The 16,730-nt window shown below is 74.7% G+C and carries 15 protein-coding genes; 8 read left to right on the forward strand and 7 right to left on the reverse strand.

What is annotated here, in order from left to right; all coding sequences use genetic code 11:
• The first annotated feature begins 219 nt into the window (after positions 1 to 219).
• Positions 220 to 1,023, forward strand: coding sequence for an SGNH/GDSL hydrolase family protein (locus SLAV_RS28800; protein ID WP_030238394.1), 804 nt, complete (start codon positions 220 to 222; stop codon positions 1,021 to 1,023).
• A gap of 12 nt (positions 1,024 to 1,035) precedes the next feature.
• Here the strand turns inward: SLAV_RS28800 and SLAV_RS28805 are convergent, their stop codons facing one another.
• Entirely contained in the window at positions 1,036 to 2,730 is a 1,695-nt protein-coding gene (locus tag SLAV_RS28805; RefSeq protein ID WP_063760360.1) for a serine/threonine-protein kinase, read from the reverse strand.
• Between the two features lie 270 nt (positions 2,731 to 3,000).
• Between SLAV_RS28805 and SLAV_RS28810 the strand changes: the two genes are divergently transcribed.
• Entirely contained in the window at positions 3,001 to 3,270 is a 270-nt protein-coding gene (locus tag SLAV_RS28810) for a hypothetical protein (protein WP_078950594.1), read from the forward strand.
• A 93-nt stretch (positions 3,271 to 3,363) separates the two neighbouring features.
• On the opposite strand, the gene SLAV_RS28815 is transcribed toward SLAV_RS28810, so the two are convergent.
• The 3 genes from SLAV_RS28815 to SLAV_RS28825 form a co-directional block, all read right to left on the reverse strand.
• Positions 3,364 to 4,608, reverse strand: coding sequence for a CaiB/BaiF CoA transferase family protein (locus tag SLAV_RS28815; RefSeq protein ID WP_030238386.1), 1,245 nt, complete (start codon positions 4,606 to 4,608; stop codon positions 3,364 to 3,366).
• 146 nt (positions 4,609 to 4,754) lie between these two features.
• Entirely contained in the window at positions 4,755 to 5,543 is a 789-nt protein-coding gene (locus SLAV_RS28820; RefSeq protein ID WP_030238384.1) for an ABC transporter permease, read from the reverse strand.
• Positions 5,540 to 6,520 carry a daunorubicin resistance protein DrrA family ABC transporter ATP-binding protein gene (locus SLAV_RS28825; RefSeq protein ID WP_037688446.1) on the reverse strand — a complete coding sequence of 327 codons (981 nt, stop codon included), beginning with the start codon at positions 6,518 to 6,520 and terminating at the stop codon, positions 5,540 to 5,542. Before SLAV_RS28825 ends, SLAV_RS28820 begins: the two co-directional genes overlap by 4 nt.
• Positions 6,521 to 6,593: 73 nt before the next feature.
• Here SLAV_RS28825 and SLAV_RS28830 point away from each other — a divergent pair, with 73 nt between their 5' ends.
• The gene (locus SLAV_RS28830; RefSeq protein ID WP_030238379.1) at positions 6,594 to 7,325 is read left to right on the forward strand and encodes a TetR/AcrR family transcriptional regulator; all 732 of its coding nucleotides are present in this window, start codon (positions 6,594 to 6,596) and stop codon (positions 7,323 to 7,325) included.
• 30 nt (positions 7,326 to 7,355) lie between these two features.
• Here the strand turns inward: SLAV_RS28830 and SLAV_RS28835 are convergent, their stop codons facing one another.
• Positions 7,356 to 8,477, reverse strand: coding sequence for a type ISP restriction/modification enzyme (locus SLAV_RS28835; protein ID WP_158740851.1), 1,122 nt, complete (start codon positions 8,475 to 8,477; stop codon positions 7,356 to 7,358).
• Positions 8,478 to 8,627: 150 nt separating this feature from the next.
• Between SLAV_RS28835 and SLAV_RS41610 the strand changes: the two genes are divergently transcribed.
• Positions 8,628 to 8,798 (forward strand): hypothetical protein, encoded by a 171-nt coding sequence (locus SLAV_RS41610; RefSeq protein WP_167456804.1) that lies wholly within the window; start codon positions 8,628 to 8,630, stop codon positions 8,796 to 8,798.
• A gap of 28 nt (positions 8,799 to 8,826) precedes the next feature.
• On the opposite strand, the gene SLAV_RS28840 is transcribed toward SLAV_RS41610, so the two are convergent.
• On the reverse strand, positions 8,827 to 9,576 hold the full coding sequence (locus SLAV_RS28840; RefSeq protein WP_030238373.1) for a GntR family transcriptional regulator: 750 nt from the start codon (positions 9,574 to 9,576) through the stop codon (positions 8,827 to 8,829).
• A gap of 82 nt (positions 9,577 to 9,658) precedes the next feature.
• The gene (gene hmgA / locus SLAV_RS28845) at positions 9,659 to 10,984 is read right to left on the reverse strand and encodes a homogentisate 1,2-dioxygenase (RefSeq protein ID WP_030238372.1); all 1,326 of its coding nucleotides are present in this window, start codon (positions 10,982 to 10,984) and stop codon (positions 9,659 to 9,661) included.
• A 241-nt stretch (positions 10,985 to 11,225) separates the two neighbouring features.
• Here hmgA and SLAV_RS28850 point away from each other — a divergent pair, with 241 nt between their 5' ends.
• From SLAV_RS28850 to SLAV_RS28865, 4 genes are all read left to right on the forward strand, one after another.
• Positions 11,226 to 13,304: a right-handed parallel beta-helix repeat-containing protein gene (locus SLAV_RS28850; protein ID WP_030238370.1), complete on the forward strand. Its 2,079-nt coding sequence runs from the start codon at positions 11,226 to 11,228 to the stop codon at positions 13,302 to 13,304.
• Between the two features lie 388 nt (positions 13,305 to 13,692).
• A complete protein-coding gene (locus SLAV_RS28855; RefSeq protein ID WP_030238873.1) occupies positions 13,693 to 14,496 on the forward strand; it encodes a hypothetical protein in 804 nt (267 codons plus the stop codon).
• A gap of 125 nt (positions 14,497 to 14,621) precedes the next feature.
• The gene (locus SLAV_RS28860) at positions 14,622 to 15,926 is read left to right on the forward strand and encodes a hypothetical protein (RefSeq protein ID WP_030238874.1); all 1,305 of its coding nucleotides are present in this window, start codon (positions 14,622 to 14,624) and stop codon (positions 15,924 to 15,926) included.
• A gap of 46 nt (positions 15,927 to 15,972) precedes the next feature.
• The gene (locus SLAV_RS28865; RefSeq protein WP_030238877.1) at positions 15,973 to 16,593 is read left to right on the forward strand and encodes a TetR/AcrR family transcriptional regulator; all 621 of its coding nucleotides are present in this window, start codon (positions 15,973 to 15,975) and stop codon (positions 16,591 to 16,593) included.
• The last annotated feature ends 137 nt before the right edge of the window (positions 16,594 to 16,730 follow it).

The raw sequence follows: 16,730 nt of genomic DNA on the forward strand, positions 1-16,730 counted from the left end.
CCATGATCCGGCACGATGTGGCCGCACGCACCCGTGTTTCGCCGGATCGGGTGCCCGGGTTACCTCTTCAAACGCAACGGGCGTGAAGATTCCGGCGCCAAGCCGACCCGAAACATTCTTGGCATGGACACTTCCACAGCGTCACGGCTGCTTGTACCACGGACTCAGGAGTAACCCCCCCCACGGAGTACCCCCCCACAAGGAGCCGTCCCCATGCGCATCAGACTGTCGCGCCTCGCCGCCGTCACCTCCTCCCTGCTCCTCGCCGCCGGCGCCACCCTGCTCGGAGCCGGCCAGGCGGCCGCCGCCCAGGCCGACTTCGGCTACGTGGCCCTCGGCGACTCGTACTCCTCCGGCGTCGGCGCCGGCAACTACGACAGCTCCAGCGGCAACTGCAAGCGCACCAGCCGCGCCTACCCGGCCCTGTGGGCCGCCGCCCACTCCCCCCAGACCTTCTCCTTCGCCGCCTGCTCCGGCGCCCGGACGGACGACGTCCTCTCCGGCCAGCTCGGTCCCCTCAACTCCGGCACCGACCTGGTCAGCATCACCATCGGCGGCAACGACGCCGGATTCTCCGACGTCATGACGACCTGTGTGCTCCAGTCCGAGTCCACCTGCGTCAGCCGCGTCAACGACGCCAAGGCGTACGTGGACTCCACCCTTCCGGGCAAGCTCGACCAGGTCTACGACGCCATCCACGGCCGGGCCCCGGGCGCCAGGGTGGTCGTCCTCGGCTACCCCCGCTTCTACAAGCTGAACGGGAACTGCGTCACCGGCCTCACCGAAGGCGAACGCACCGCCATCAACGGCGCGTCCGACTACCTCAACGCCGCCATCGCCAAGCGCGCCGCCGACCACGGCTTCACCTTCGCCTCGGTCGCCGGCTCCTTCACGGGCCACGAGATCTGCTCCGGCGACGCGTGGCTGCACAGCGTCAACTGGCTCAACATCGGGGAGTCGTACCACCCCACCGCCGCCGGACAGTCCGGCGGCTACCTGCCCGTCTTCACCGGCAAGGCCTGACCGGTCACGGCACTAGGCACCGGCCTGCCCGCTCGGAGTCGGACTCGGCGTAGGCGTCGGGGACGGCTCCGGCGGGGGCGTGCCGCCCGGCGAACCGGAGGCGGCGGGGGAGGAGGCCCCGCCCGTCGGGGTCTGCTTCGTGCACGTCACGGAGAACTCCAGCCACGCGGAGGCCGCCAGGGCGGGCTGCCGCACCTCCAGCCGGACCGCGTCGGCGAGGGTGGCGCCCGGCCGGTGGCCGGACTCGGTGTGGTCCAGCTGGCGGGTCCGGGGCCCGTCGGCCTCGTACACGATGCTCTGCCAGTCCGGTGCGGGGGCCGAGCCGCCGCGCGTGATCCAGCGGTACTCCACCACGGCGGGGGTGCGCGCCACTTCCACCGTCCCGGTGAAGGCGGGTGCGAGCGTGCCGGGTGGCGGGCAGGCCCCGTCGTAGGCGGGGCGCACGGTGTGGACGTAGAGCGTGACGCTCTGCGGGGGCTCGGTGCCCGACGACGCGGAGGCGGAGGCCGAGGCCGACGCCGACGCCTGGCCGGAGGCGGCCGCGGGAGCGGACGCGGAGGCCGGCGCGGAGCCCGGGGGCGCGGCCCCGCCGGCCCCGTCGGTCCCGGAGCCGGTGTTCCGCAGCAGGAGCCACACCAGCAGGGCCAGCACCAGCACCAGTACCGCGATCCCGAAGACCAGCACCGCCCCGGCCGACCCCTGCCGCGACGGCCCGGGCGCGGGCGGTACGGGCGGGGGCGGTACGGGCGGGGGCGGTACGGGTACGGGCGCCGTCGCCATCGGCGGGGTCGGCCCGTACGCCCCGTCCCCGGGGTGCGCGAAGGCCGTCGGGGCGTCCGGCCCCGACACCGGCCCGCCGGGGGCCCGTACGGTCCCGCCCGCACCGATGATCCGCAGCATCCGGGCGGCCTCCGCGGCGGCGAGCCGCTCCCGGGGATCCTTGCGCAGCAGCCCCTCCAGTACGGGCTCCAGCGGCCCGGCCCGGCGCGGCGGCGGAAGTTCGCGGTCCACCACGGCGTGGAGGGTCGACAGCGGGGTGTCCCGGCGGAACGGCGAGACGCCCTCCACGGCCGCGTACAGCATCACCCCGAGCGACCACAGGTCCGACTCCGGACCCGGATCCCGTCCCAACGCCCGCTCCGGAGCGAGGAATTCGGGGGAGCCGACCACCTCGCCGGTCATCGTGATCGCCGAGGAGCCCTCCAGGCTCGCGATCCCGAAGTCGCTCAGCACCACCCGCCCGTCGTTGGCGATCAGCACGTTGGCGGGCTTCACGTCCCGGTGCAGCACCCCCGCCTCGTGCGCGGAGCGCAGCGCGGCCAGCACCTGCTCGCCGAGGTGCGCCGCCCGCTGCGGGGTCATCGGACCCTCGCCCTCCAGCACCTCCGCCAGCGAGAGCCCGCGCACCAGCTCCATCACGATCCAGGGGCGGCCGTCCTCGCTCGCCACGTCGTAGACGGTGACGACCCCGCGGTGGGAGATGCGGGCCGCCGCCCACGCCTCCCGCTCCAGGCGCCGGTACATGCGCGCCACCTCGCCGGCGTCCAGCCCGGCCGGCGCCCGTACCTCCTTGACGGCGACCTCGCGGCCCAGCACCTCGTCCCGGGCCCGCCAGACGATGCCCATGCCGCCGCGGCCCAGGGGGCCGAGCAGCCGGTAGCGTCCGGCGACGACACGCGCGGCGTCCCCGCCCTCGTTCCCACTCACGCGAACCCCCAAGCGTCACCGGGTGATCACTCCAAGTTAGCGCAGAGCGCGCCGGGTGGCCCCTGTCGTGACGACACTCTCCGATCGGCCCTCCGGAGGGCTCCCCAAGTCGGCCCGATACTGCGGAGAGTGACGGTCGACTCCGGTGAGTAATCGTCAACTACCCGTAACTACAGGGGTAATTCACACCACCGGGATACCCGAGTGTGACGCCGGGGCGATAGGGTTACCCTGCCCGGGCCGGGTGCCCTCGTACGGGTGGGGAGAGACATGGAACAGATAGCAATGCGCAGCAGGCCGCCCCGCGTGCCTGCCATCACCTGCGGTAGCAGCGCGGTCAGCTCGCGCCTCGACCGCCATCTCGCCGTGCTGGGCGGTCCCGCCGTCCCGCACCACGAGGTGGCCGAGGCGACCCTCCTGATGCGCGAGCTCACCTCCCGCGACCACACGCACGTCCAGCGGAGCCGGAGCGCGCGCGTCGCGCTGTTCGCCCCGCTGCGCAGGCTGCGTCGCACGCTCTTCGGCAGCCGCCGCTCGTAACAGACCCCGCAGGGCGGCCGGTCCGGCCCGGCCGTACCCCGGCACCGGCTCCTCCTCGGCGCCCCCCGGGATCCTCCCGGCGTACCCCCGGCCTCAGGCGATCACACCGTCCCGGCGCAGTGCCGTGATCTGCGCGCCCGTCATCCCCAGGGCGCGCAGCAGGGCATCGGTGTGTTCGCCGAGCGCGGGCACCGCTCCCATCCGCGGTTCCGCGCCACCCGGCAGCCCGATCGGCGGCAGCAGCGCGCGCAGCGGGCCGGCCGGAGAATCCACCTGCCGCCAGCGGTCGCGCGCCGCGAGCTGCGGGTGCGCGGCCAGCTGCGCCACCGAGTTGAGCCGCGCGCAGGCGATCCCGGCCGCCTCCAGCAACCCCACCGCCTCGTCCGCGCCGAGTCGGCCGAGTGCCTCGGCCACCACCGCGTCCGTCTTCTCCCGGCCCCGGGTGCGGGCCGCGTTCGTCGCGTACGCCGGGTCCTCCGCCAGGTCGGGCCGCCCCAGCACCTGCCGCGCCAGGCGCGCCCACTCCCGGTCGTTCTGCACCGACAGCAGCACGCGGTCCCCGTCGGCCGTCGGGTAGGCGTCGTAGGGCGCGATCACGGCGTGCGCCAGCCCCGTCCGCACCGGCTGCTCCCCGCCGTGCATCGTGTGGTGCAGCGGGTGTCCCATCCATTCGGCGAGCGCGTCCAGCATCGACACCTCGACGGGGCCGCCGCGGCCGGTCGTCCCGCGGCGCAGGAGGGCGGCGAGCACCCCGGAGAAGGCGTACATGGCGGCGGCGATGTCGGCCGCCGGGATCCCCGCCTTCACCGGCAGTCCGGGCGTGCCGGTCACCGAGACCAGACCGGCCTCGCACTGCACGAGCATGTCGTAGGCGCGCTTGTGGGCGTACGGGCCCTCGGGGCCGTAGCCGGAGACGTCCACGGCGACCAGTCGGGGGTAGCGGGCGCACAGGGTCGCGGCGTCGAGCCCCAGGCGGGCTGCGGCGCCCTGCGCGAGGTTCTGGACGAAGACGTCGGCGCCGGACAGCAGTTCGTGCAGCACGCCCAGTCCGCGCGGGTCCTTGAGGTCGAGGGCGAGGGACTCCTTGCCGCGGTTGGCCCAGACGAAGTGCGAGGCGAGGCCGTGGGCGGCGGTGTCGTACGCCCGCGCGAAGTCGCCGCCGTCGGGGCGTTCCACCTTGATGACCCGGGCGCCGAGGTCGGCGAGCTGACGGGTGGCGAAGGGGGCGGAGACGGCCTGTTCGACGGCGACGACCGTGAGGCCGGCGAGGGGGAGGGGCTCGGGGGCGGAGCCGAGGGGGGCGGTGGGGGCGGCGGCGGGGTCCGTGTCGGTGTCCATGACACCGATGCCTATCCCGGGAGGCCGGGGTCTGTCACCCCGTGCGGCCCCGGCGGTCCGGCGGCCGCCGTTCGCCGCCCGCCCCGCAGCCCCGCAGCCCTGCCGTTCGGCCTGCCGTTCGGTCCCGGCCGTTCAGTCCCGGCCGTTCAGTCCCGGCCGCGCGCGAACCGGCGCGTGGCCAGCGGCACGAAGAGCGCCAGCAGGAGCAGCGACCACAGCACCGCCCCGGCCACCGGGTGCGCGGCAGGCCAGGACGCGCCCGGGGCCGCTTCGCCGCCCGTGTTGCCGCACAGGGCCCGTACGGCGGTGGCCACGGCGCTGATCGGGTTCCACTCCGCGACCGTCCGCAGCCAGCCGGTCAGCCCGGCCGTCGGCAGGTAGGCGCTCGACAGCATCGGCAGGACGAAGGTGGCGCTGCCGAGCTGCCCCGCCGCCTCCTCGCTGCGGCTCAGCAGCCCGAGGTACGTGCCCACCCACGCGGTGGCGAAGCGGAACAGCAGCAGGACGCCGAACGCCCCGAGCGCGCCGGGCAGCCCGTTCTCGGTCCGCCAGCCCATCGCCAGTCCCACCAGCATCACCGGCACCAGTGATACGGCCGTGGTCAGCAGGTCGGCGACCGTCTGCCCCAGGGGGACGGCGGTCCGGCTCATCGGCAGGGTGCGGAAGCGGTCCATCACCCCGCGGTGCGCGTCCTGCGCGGCCGTGAACATGCCGGTCATCAGGCCGTTGGCGGCGGTCGCGGCGAGCAGCCCGGGCACCAGGAACTCGCGGTACTCGGCGCCCGGCATGGCGAGGGCGCTGCCGAAGACGTAGCCGAAGAACAGCAGCATCATCAGCGGCATCGTCTGGGTCAGCACCAGCAGCGCCGGGGCGTGCCGGGCCTTCTGGAGCTGGCGGATCAGGACGGCGCCGCCGTCCGACAGCAGGGTGGTCATGCCGCGTTCTCCTTCGTCGGGGTGGGGGCGTGGGCGGGGGCCGGGACCCGGGTGAGGCGCAGGAACACCTCGTCGAGGGTGGGCGGGCGCAGGCTCGCGTCCGTGACCGGGACCCCGGCGCCGTCGAGCGCGCGGATCACCCGCGGCAGGGTGACGGCGGGGTCCAGCACGGTCGCCCCGACGGTGAGCCGCTCCTCGTCCAGGGCGGGCCGCCCGCCGGTGAGGCGGTCGAGGACCCCGGCCGCGGCCGTGAGGGCGTCCGCCCGCGCGACGGTGACCTCGGCGTAGGAGCCGATGCGGGCCTTGAGGGCGGCGGGGGTGCCGGTGGCGACGGCCCGGCCCCGGTCGACGACCAGGATGTCGTCGGCGAGCCGGTCGGCCTCCTCCAGGTACTGGGTGGTGAGCAGGACGGTGGTGCCCTCGTCGGCGAGTGCGCGCACCGCCTCCCAGATGTGCTCGCGGGCCGCCGGATCCAGACCGGTGGTGGGCTCGTCCAGGAACAGCACCCGGGGGCGGGTGATCAGTCCGGCGGCGAGGTCCAGGCGCCGCCGCATGCCGCCCGACCAGGTCGAGGCCACCCGGTCGGCGGCCTCGGCCAGCCCGAACCGGTCCAGCAGCCCGTCGGCGCGCTCCCGTCCGGCCCGGCCGCGCAGACCGGCGAGGCGGGCGAACAGCCGCAGGTTCTCGCGGCCGGTGAGGTCCCCGTCGACGGAGGCGTACTGCCCGGTGACCCCGATGGCGCGCCGGACGGCGGCGGGGTCGCGGGTGACGTCGTGGCCGGCGACCAGGGCGCGGCCCGAGGTGGGCGCGGTGAGGGTGGTGAGGATCCGGACGGCGGTGGTCTTGCCCGCGCCGTTGGGGCCCAGCAGCCCGCAGACGGTGCCTTCCGGCACGGCCAGATCCAGCCCGCGCAGCGCGCGCACCTCACCGAAGTGCTTCTCCAGACCCTCACTAAGTACAGCGTACGTAGTCGTCATGCGGGGCACCCTACCGCACTACGTACGCTGTACGTAACTAAGATGATGGCGAGACGACGAGGTGATGTGACCGATGACAGCCGGCGGGCGCCCCGCTGAACCCGAAGTGATCTGGACCCGCCCGGTGCGGGCGGGCCGCGGACCGCGCCCCGCGCACAGCCGCGACTCCATCGCCGCCGAGGCGGTGCGGATCGCCGACGCGGAGGGGATCGAGGCCGTTTCCATGCGGCGCGTGGCGGCGGGGATCGGTGCCGGGACGATGTCCCTGTACAACTACGTCCCCCGTAAGGAGGACCTCCACGAGCTGATGGTCGACGCCGTCAGCGGGGAGTACGAACTGGCCCCGCCGAGCGGGGACTGGCGCGCCGACCTGCTCGCGCTGGCCCGCCAGGCCAGGGCCCTGATGCACCGCCACCCGTGGCTGCCGCGACTGCTGAGCCCGGTGTACGGCTTCGGCCCGAACGCCCTGCGGTACCTGGAGCACAGCCTGGCCTGCCTGGCGCCGCTGGAGATCCCGGGCGGCGAGAAGCTGGAACTGATCGCCGCGGTGAACGGCGCGGTGGCGACGTTCGTGGGGAGCGAACTGGCCTTGGCCGAACGGGCCCGCTCACTGCCCTGGAGCGAGGCCGCCGAGCAGGGCGTACGGACGGCCTGGCTCGGCTCCCGGCTGGCGTCGGGGGAGTACCCGCGGCTCGCCGAGGCCCTCGTGGCGGGTGGCCCGGTATCCCCGTCGGCGCTCGACATGGCGGCGGTCTTCGACCGCTCGGTGTCCCGCCTGCTGGGCGCCTGGGCCCCGGCTCCCTGACGGGTCGGGGCGGCAGGGGGCGGCGAGGGCCTACAGCAGGGCGAACTGGCCCCCCGGCCCCTCCTCCCGGTGGTCCAGCACCGAGGCGGGCCGCCGGGACCAGCGCGGCGGCGGCAGCACCCCGGCCGCCGCCAGTTCCCCGGCGGCCAGCAGCGGCCCGGGCGTGAACTCCGCCCGCAGCGGGGCCAGATCGGCCAGCAGCGCCAGGGTCGTCACCAGGGCCAGGAGCTCCGAGGTCCAGGACTGCGGCCACTCCGCGGGACCCAGCGCCTCCAGGCCCCGCGCCTGCGGATCCCGGTGCGCACCGCGCGCGGCGAACCAGGACTCCAGCACCCGCACGCCCTGCGCCTCGTACTCCCACGCCCCCGCCGGAACCGGGGACACCGCCCCGTCCCCGAGGGCCAGCGTCTCGCTCTCCGGGTCGTACGCGAGCCCCTGCGGCCAGGCCGTCACCGCCGAGCGGACGTACGGCCGCCGCCCGCCCGGCAGCCGGGGCGGCTCCCCGCCCCGCGCCCCGCGCAGCTGTACGGTGAGCAGCCGCCGGCCCAGCTCCAGCCCGGCCCGCCACCGCTCCGGGTCCGCCGCGAGCGGGACCTCGTACCCGCGCGGCCCGGGGCGGCCCGCGGCGAGGATCCAGCACAGCACGTCCTCCGGGGTGACCCAGCCGCCGTGGCGCGCCCCCAGCAGCGGCAGCAGGCCCGGCGCGAGGTTCGCCTCGGCCCCGCCGGGGCGCCGGTGCAGCGGCCGGATCCGGCCGAGCCGGCCCGCCGGGAGGTGGGCGGTGACCAGCGGCTCCGGCGCCTCCACCACGAACAGCTGCTGCGCGTCGAGGACCCGCCACAGCTCGGGGCGCGCCGCGTCGATGAGCCGCTGGTCGGGCAGCAGCCACTGCTCGTCGAAGGGCGCGCGGAGCACCCGTACGGGCTCGGGGAACGGGCCCGGAGCCTCGGAGAACCGGGCCGTCGCCGAGCGCTGCCCGGGCAGCGCGGCCGCTCCGGCCGCGGGCCCGCGGGTCCGGCTCGGGCGGAACAGCAGCTCCCGCTCCGGCCCTTCGGCGCGCGTCAGGGTCGTCCAGCGGGTGCGCAGCACGGCCGGATCGGGCGCGGCCACCCAGTCCCGCCCCAGGCGCAGGCCGCCCACGGACCAGGGCATCAGATCGTCCAGCAGCGGTACGTCTTCGCTCACCCGGCAGATGGTAGCGACGGGCCGCCGGGGCCGGGCCGCGTCCAGGCTGAAGCGTTACGCTCCTTATGTACGCATACGTACGCATGCGTGCATCCGTTACCGACCCAGGAGTCGGCCATGAGTCAGTACGACGAGTATTCGACGCCCTCCCAGGCCGAGGGCGAGCGGCTCGACGAGGACATGGACGAGCAGCAGCGCAAGCAGCGGCAGCACCCCCAGACGATGCGCACCACCCCCTCCCAGGCCGAGGGGGAGCGCCTCGGGGAGGAGAAGGGCGAGGAGCGGTAGCACCTGACCTGCCGCGGCGGGTCCGCCGTCAGGGCGCGTCGACCGTCACCGTGAAGGAGAACCGGTCGCCCCGGTAGCGGATCCGCGCCACGTCGGCCACCCGCCCGTCCTCGTCGTACGTCACGCCCGTGTAGTGCAGGATCGGGCTCAGCAGCGGGACCTGGAGCAGCTCGGCCGTGACCGGGTCCGCGAGGCGCGCCTCGACGGTGTCGGTGATCCGGCTGATCCGCACCCCGACCACGTCGCGCAGCACCTTCGTCATCGGCCACCGCACCAGGTCGTCCAGGTCCACGGCGTCCGCGAACTCCGGGCGGACCGCGTTCTCCGCCCAGTTGGTGGGCTCGCCGCTCTCCCCGTCGTGGCGGAGCCTGCGGTACGTGACCACCTCGGCGGTGTCGGGGAAGTGCTCCAGCAGCTCACCGGCCACCGGCGTCCGCTCCCGGCCCAGGATCGTCGTCCGCTCGCCCGACTGCTGCGCCACGATCGCGTCGACCGACCCCAGCAGCCGCACCGGGGCGCTGCGTCGCGCGCCCGGCTCGATGAAGGTGCCGCGCCGCCGGTGTCGGCTGATCAGGCCCTCGCCCTCCAGTTCCTTGAGCGCCTGGCGCATCGTCAGGACGCTCACGCCGTAGTGCTCGGCGAGCTGCTCCTCGGTCGGCAGGCGCAGGGAGGCGTCCGGGGTGCGGCCCAGTATCGAGGCGCGCAGGGACTGGGACACCTGGTACCAGAGGGGCAGTTTCCGGTTCAGGACGAGCGAGTCGGGGGCGAAGGCGGTCACGGGTGGTTCTCCGAACGGCGGCAGGCTGAAGTGCAGGCGGCGGGCGTGCGCGCACGGGGCCGTGCGCGCACGCATGCGCATGTTAGGCGCGGAAGTGGCGCTGGAGACCCTCCCAGACGTCGTCGTATCCGCGCTGGAGGTGCTCCGCCCCGGCCGCCTGGGGGGTGGCGGTGATCGGCCAGCGGGTCTCGAACATGAAGGCCAGGCCGTCGTCGATCTTCTGCGGCTTCAGCTCGGCGGCGCTGGCCCGGTCGAAGGTCTCGCGGTCGGGACCGTGCGCCGACATCATGTTGTGCAGGGAGCCGCCGCCGGGCACGAAGCCCTCGGCCTTGGCGTCGTAGGCGCCCTCGATCAGGCCCATGTACTCGCTCATCACGTTGCGGTGGAAGTACGGCGGGCGGAAGGTGTCCTCGCCGACCAGCCAGCGCGGGGCGAAGACCACGAAGTCCACGCCCGCCAGGCCCGGGGTGTCGGAGGGCGAGGTCAGCACGGTGAAGATCGACGGGTCGGGGTGGTCGTGGCTGATCGACCCGATGACGTTGAAGCGGCGCAGGTCGTACACGTACGGGACGTGCGTGCCGTGCCAGGCCACGACGTCGAGAGGGGAGTGGTCGTAGGTCGCGGTCCAGAGGTTCCCGCAGAACTTGTTGACCACCTCGGTGGGGCGCTCGACGTCCTCGTACGCGGCGACCGGCGCCCGGAAGTCGCGGGCGGAGGCGAGGCCGTTGGCGCCGATCGGGCCCAGGTCGGGGAGGTCGAAGGGCTGACCGTAGTTCTCGCAGACGTAGCCGCGGGCGGGCGCGCCGCCCTCCCCGTCGAGGAGCTCGACGCGGAACCGGACGCCGCGCGGGATCAGCGCCACCTCGCCCGGGCCGGCCGAGAGCAGGCCGAGCTCGGTGCGCAGCAGCAGGCCGCCGCGCTCCGGGACGATCAGCAGCTCGCCGTCGGAGTCGCTGAACACGCGGTCCGTCATGTCGGCGTTGGCGGCGTAGAGGTGGATGGCCATGCCGGTGCGCTGGGTGGCGTCGCCGTTGCCGCCCAGGGTCCACAGGCCGGCCAGGAAGTCGGTGCCCGGGGCCGGGTCGGGCAGCGGGTTCCAGCGCAGCCGGTTGGGGTCCGGGACGGCCTCGGTGAAGGGCGCCGTGCGCAGCGCCCCGTTGCCGGCCCGGGTGAAGGCGGGGTGCGCGGCCGACGGGCGGATCCGGTAGAGCCAGGAGCGGCGGTTGTGGCGGCGCGGCTCGGTGAAGGCGCTGCCGCTGAGCTGCTCGGCGTAGAGGCCGAGCGGCGCGCGCTGGGGCGAGTTGCGGCCGTGGGGGAGTGCGCCCGGCACGGCCTCCGAGCTGTGCTCGTTTCCGAAGCCGGTGAGGTACTCCAGCGCCTCCGCCGTCTTCCTGGCCTGCTCACTCATGGGCTGCTCCCGCTCCGTCGAAGGAATCCTATGCCAGACAGTAGGATTCCGCGCGCCGCGCGTCAACGCCGTCCCGGACCGCATGGCCGATTCCCTCCCGTCCCAGTGGCCGTGCCCGTGCCCGTCCCCGTCCCCGTCCCCGTCCCCGTCCCCGTCCCCGTGCCCGGCTCCGGGCGGCGGTCCCGGAGGATCCGTGCGGGAGGGGATCCGAAAAGATGAACATTGCTCTACTCTCTCGCGCATGTCGTGGACCCGCAGGTTCCCTGCCGTGCCGGCGGCACTCCTCGCCGCCCTGCTCGCGCTCCTGTCCCTCCTCGCCGCCGCGCCGCCCGCCGGTGCGCACGAAGAGCGCCCCGTCGCCCTGCCCGACGGCACCGGATCCGTCCCCGCGTACCGCGCGACCGAGCCCGACCTGATCGTCTGCAAGACCGACCGGCCCGCCTTCGAACGCCGCATCGCCGGATTCCCCGACGCCCTGCGCCGCCGCAACCTCGACCTCTACGAACGCTGCGAGAAGTCCGGCTACCGCCACCTCCAGGCGGCCGTCGACGCCGTCGACCGCCCCGGCATGAACATCGCGGTACTGCCCGGCCTCTACGAGGAGGAGCCCTCGCTCCCCGCACCGACGGGCGGGTGCGCCGCCCTCAAGGCACCCGACTCCGCCCTGGGCTACCAGATCCTGTCCTACGCACAGCAGACGGCCTGCCCGCACAACCAGAACCTCGTCGCGATCCTCGGCAAGAAGGACCTCCAGATCGAGGGCACCGGCGCCGCACGCACGGACGTCGTCATCGACGCCAAGTACCGGAAGCTGAACGCCATCCGCGCCGACGGGTCCGACGGCGTCTACTTCCGCAACTTCACCGCCCAGCGCACCACCTTCAACTCGCTGTACGTACTCGCCGCCGACGGCTTCGTCATCGACGACGTACTGACCCGCTGGAACGACGAGTACGGCTTCCTGACCTTCGCCAGCGACCACGGCCTGTACAGGAACTGCGAGTCCTACGGCAACGGCGACTCCGGCATCTACCCCGGCAGTGCCTCCGACATCAACGACGGGCGCGGCTACGACGTGCCCCGGTACGCGATCGAGATCACCGGCTGCCGCAGCCACCACAACATGGTCGGCTACTCCGGCACCGCAGGTGACTCGGTGTGGGTCCACGACAACGAGTTCGACCGGAACATGGGCGGCGCCTCGATGGACAGCGCCTTCCCCGGACACCCCGGCCTCCCGCAGAACCACGCCCGCTTCGAACGCAACCTCATCCACGACAACAACGCCGACTACTACCCCTACGTCGCCGACGGCACCTGCGCGAAGCCGCCCGCCGAGCGCGGCTACGAGCAGGGGGTGGTCTGCCCCCAGATCTCCATGCCGCCGGGCACCGGCATCATCACGGCCGGAGGCAACTGGAACCTCTACGAGAACAACTGGGTGTACGGCCACCGGCGGGCCGGCTTCTTCCTCAGCGCCGTACCGGCCTTCATCCGCGGCGAGGGCACGTGGTCGAAGCAGACCGACACCTCCCACCACAACCGGTACGCCGGCAACATCCTCGGCAAGGACCGGTCAGGGGCCTCTCGGCCCAACGGCACCGACGTGTGGTGGGACGGCCAGGGCCGCGGCAACTGCTGGCAGGACGGCCCCGACGGCTCCACCCCCGGCACCCTGCCGCGGTGCGGGAAGGAGCGCGGCGAGGTCAGCGGCGCCTCCGCCCGGCTGGTGGGCGAACCGGTGAAGCTCACCCAGCTGCTGGTCTGCGCGGACTACAACGTCCAGGCCCGCAGACTCCCGGCCGGCTGCGACTGGTACGGGGCCCGCGGCCCGGAACGGGTGGAGACGCAGATCGCGCTGGCGGTGGCGGCCGTCCTGCTGCTGGTCGGCGGGGTGCTGTGGTGGCGCCGCCTGCGCCGCTCCCGGCTGGGCACGGCGGCCGCCCTGCTGGGGGCCGCCGGGCTGGCCCTGGACGTGGCCGGCTCCACGACGCCCCTCCAGGACACCGCCGTCCCGGCCCTCGCCCTCCTGCTGCTCGGCCTCTGGTGGACCGGCACCGGACTGGCCCTGCGCCCCGGGCGCCCCTGGCCGGCCCGCCTGACCCTCCTCCTGGGAGCGCTGACCCTGCTGGACGCCTTCGACAAGGCCGTCCTGATGATCCCCTGGACCCCCGTGAGCCCCGCCTGGATACGGGCACTGGTGGCACTGGTCTGGGTCCTCTGGGCAGCCGCCGCCGCATCCCGCCCCACCCCACCCACCCCCTCACCCGACCCCCGTCCCGGCCCTGGCCCCCTGACCCGCTCCGACCCCGGCCCCTGACCCGCCCCGGCGCTGACCCCCTGACCCGCCCCCACCCCACCAACCGGCCCCCTCCCGCACCCCCCACGCCGCCCCCGCCCCTGATCCCCGCCCCGCCCCCGCCCCCGCTCTTCGCCCCGAAGTCCCGTCGGCGCGCCCGCCCGCTGCCGACGCCCTGCCGGCCCGCTACCGGCGCCCGGCCCGGTGCCGGGGCATGGCGGGGCAGGCCCGGGTCCGGGGGCTGCGGGGGCGGTGGTCGGTCGGCCCGAACTTCCATCGGAGGCCCGAAGTGCCCGAAGTGACCCTCCCCGCACAGGACCGCATCCGGTGCGACGCCTGCCGACCTCCCGCCCGTACGGGCCGGCCGCCCCGGCACCTCGCCCGCACGGCCGCGCTCGTCGCCCTCCTCCTGCTCCTCGCGGGCGGCGCGGCCACCGGCTGCGGGGGCAGGGCCACCACCCACCACAAACCCGGCACCACCCACGAGCAGGCCTCCGGCAGCACGGGCACCCTGCTGGATGCCCAGGACGGCGACGGCCACCGCCTGCGCGAGGTCCCGGCCCAGGGCGCGCCGGAGGTCGGGCTCACCGTCCGCCCCGACTCCGAGGACGGCTGGAACCTCCGACTGGCCCTCACCGCCTTCCGCTTCACCCCCGACAGCACCGGCGGCGCCGCCCTCCCGGGCGCCGGTCACGCCCACCTCGAACTCGACGGCCACAAGCTGGCCCGGGTGTACGGCCCCTGGTTCCACCTGCCCGCGGCGCAGGTGCCCGAGGGCGCGCACACCCTGACCGTCCGCCTCTACGCCGACGACCACACGGCCTGGGCCGTCGCCGGCAAACCGGTCGAGGCGTCCGTGCCACTGACCGCGGGCCCCCCGGGCCAGGCGCCCCACAGTCACTCCGCACCCGCTCCGACCGGCCCGGCAACCCCCTCCGGGGCTCCACGGGCCGACCGGACCGTCACCCTCGCCGTCCGGGACGGCAAGGTGGTCCCCACCACCGGCCGCACCGAGGTCAAGCGCGGCGAACGCGTCGCCCTGCGGGTCACCAGCGACCGTGCCGACACCCTCCACGTCCACGGCTACGACAAGGAACTCGCCCTGCCCGCGGGCCAGGAGGCGACCCTGATCCTGACGGCCGACCGCACGGGCCTCTTCGAGGTGGAGACCCACACGTCCGGGCTGGTCCTCACGCAGCTCCTGGTCCGGTGACCCCGGGCCTCGGGGCGGCGGCCCCGCTGCGGTCGTCCGTGCCCGGGGCGTGGCCCGGCGCCGGGACCGGACCGGCGGCCGGGCCGGGAGCCGTGGCGGAGTTCGGGCCCGGGCCCGGCCGGGGCGTGGTCCTTCACCCGGCCGACCCGCAGGTCCTGCTCGCGCACGGGATCGGCTCCCAGCACGACCTGCCCATCTCCCCCTTCTACGCCTTCGCCGGAGCCTTCACCGCGCTCTTCGTCTCCTTCCTCGCACTCGGCCTCCTCTGGCCGGTCTCCCGCTTCCGCGGCGACCGCTCCGGTCTGGCCCTGCCCGCCGGGTTCCAGCGGGTGGCCGACGCGCCGGTCACCCGCACCACCCTGCGCGGGCTCGGCCTCGCCGCAGCCCTCGCCGTACTCCTCCACCTCCTCCTCGGTCCCGACGACCCCGCCCGCAACCCCGCTCCCGGCGCCGTCTACGTCCTGCTCTGGGTCGGCCTCGTCCCCGCCTCCCTCCTCCTCGGCCCCGCCTGGCGCCTGCTCAACCCGCTGCGCACCCTGCACCGGCTCCTCTGCCGGATCCGCCGCCGACCGCCCGGCGCGGGCCGTCCCCTGCCCGCCCGGCTCGGCCAATGGCCCGCCGCCGCAGGGCTGTTCGGCTTCACCTGGCTGGAGCTCGTCGCTCCCGATCCCGCATCCACCACCACCCTTCTCCATGCCTTCGCCGGCTACGCCGCCCTCCACCTGCTGCTCGCCGCCCGCTTCGGTGAGCGGTGGTTCGCCGACGCCGACGCCTTCGAGGCCTACTCCGACCTCCTGGCCCGGCTCTCACCGCTCGGCCGCCGCGGCGACGGCCGCCTGGCCCTGCGCAACCCCTTCCACGGACTCGACGCGACGCCCGAGCGGCCCGGACTCGTCGCCACCGTCTGCGTCCTGCTCGGATCCACCGCCTACGACGGCTACTCCGACAACCCCGCCTGGATCAACGCCGTTCAGACCTCCCCCCTCGGCCGCACCCCCGCGGCCACCCTCGGACTGCTCGCTTCCGTCGCCCTCGTCGCCACCCTCCACTGCCTGTGCGCCGGGGCCACCCGCCTCGTCAGCGGCCCGCACCCCCGCCCGCTGACCGCCTTCGCGCACTCACTCGTACCGATCGCCCTCGGCTATCTCATCGCCCACTACTTCTCCCTTCTCGTCACCGAAGGACCACGCACGGTAATCATGGCAGTCGGCACTGACAATGGCCCCGATCCCAGTCCCCCCTTGGGTCCCGGCGGTCTCGCGGCCCTCCAGGTGATCGCCGTCGTGGCCGGTCACGTACTCGGCGTGATCGCCGCCCACGACCGCTCCGTACGGCTCTTCCCGCCCGCCAGGGCCGTGGCCGGCCAACTCCCGCTGCTCGCGCTGATGGTCACGTACACCCTCGGCGGGCTCACCCTCCTGCTGAACTGAGGGCCGGCCTCCGCGTTCACCCGAACCACACGCCAGGAGCGGCATGATGGACCCCGTGCCTCCCGCCCACCCCCTGCGCAGGACCCCGGTCCAGCAGCGCAGCGCCGACCGTCTCGCCCGGATCCTCGACGCATGCGCCGAGTTGCTCGACGAGACCGGCTACGAGAACCTCAGCACCCGTGCCGTCGCACTGCGCGCTGGCGTGCCGATCGGCTCCGTCTACCGGTTCTTCGGAAACAAGCGGGCCATGGCTGTCGCCCTGGCCCACCGCAACCTGGACCGGTACGCCGACGGCATCCAAAAGCGCCTCGCCGTCCTGCCGGACGCCCACTGGCGTCCCGTCGTGGACGCCGTCCTCGACGAGTACCTGACCATGAAGCGCAGCGTCCCGGGCTTCGCCCTCGTCGACTTCGGCGTGCCCGCGCCGCCCGCGGAGGGGCCCGCCGCCGACCCGAACGACCTGGTCGCCGCGCGTCTGACCCAGCTGCTGTGCGGGCATCTGCGGCTCGTCCCCGACGCCGAACTGGAGCGTGCGGTTCTGGTCGCCGTAGAGGCGACCGACGCGCTCGTCCATCTGGCCTTCCGGGCCGACCCGGCGGGGGACCCGGCGATCGTCGGCGAGACGCGGGCGATGATGCACGCCTACCTGGCCCGAGTCCTGGACTGAACGGCCCGGAGCCGACCGGTCGCCGCAGCCCCCTCCCCTGCGTGCCTACCGGTCGGTATGCTCGGGGCGCCCGCGTGCCCGCGCCGCCGGGCCGGGCCGCCGACGGTGCGTGCCCGCGCCACGGCCCGCCGCCCCCC

The organism is Streptomyces lavendulae subsp. lavendulae, from assembly GCF_002803845.1.
Taxonomy (GTDB): domain Bacteria; phylum Actinomycetota; class Actinomycetes; order Streptomycetales; family Streptomycetaceae; genus Streptomyces; species Streptomyces lavendulae.

Coding starts and splice junctions, on each gene's coding strand:
- SLAV_RS28810 (WP_078950594.1), top strand. CDS start 3,001: ATGGAACAGATAGCAATGCGCAGCAGGCCGCCCCGCGTGCCTGCCATC.
- SLAV_RS28815 (WP_030238386.1), bottom strand. CDS start 4,608: ATGGACACCGACACGGACCCCGCCGCCGCCCCCACCGCCCCCCTCGGC.
- SLAV_RS28820 (WP_030238384.1), bottom strand. CDS start 5,543: ATGACCACCCTGCTGTCGGACGGCGGCGCCGTCCTGATCCGCCAGCTC.
- SLAV_RS28825 (WP_037688446.1), bottom strand. CDS start 6,520: ATGACGACTACGTACGCTGTACTTAGTGAGGGTCTGGAGAAGCACTTC.
- SLAV_RS28830 (WP_030238379.1), top strand. CDS start 6,594: ATGACAGCCGGCGGGCGCCCCGCTGAACCCGAAGTGATCTGGACCCGC.
- SLAV_RS28835 (WP_158740851.1), bottom strand. CDS start 8,477: ATGCCCTGGTCCGTGGGCGGCCTGCGCCTGGGGCGGGACTGGGTGGCC.
- SLAV_RS41610 (WP_167456804.1), top strand. CDS start 8,628: ATGAGTCAGTACGACGAGTATTCGACGCCCTCCCAGGCCGAGGGCGAG.
- hmgA (WP_030238372.1), bottom strand. CDS start 10,984: ATGAGTGAGCAGGCCAGGAAGACGGCGGAGGCGCTGGAGTACCTCACC.
- SLAV_RS28850 (WP_030238370.1), top strand. CDS start 11,226: ATGTCGTGGACCCGCAGGTTCCCTGCCGTGCCGGCGGCACTCCTCGCC.
- SLAV_RS28865 (WP_030238877.1), top strand. CDS start 15,973: ATGGACCCCGTGCCTCCCGCCCACCCCCTGCGCAGGACCCCGGTCCAG.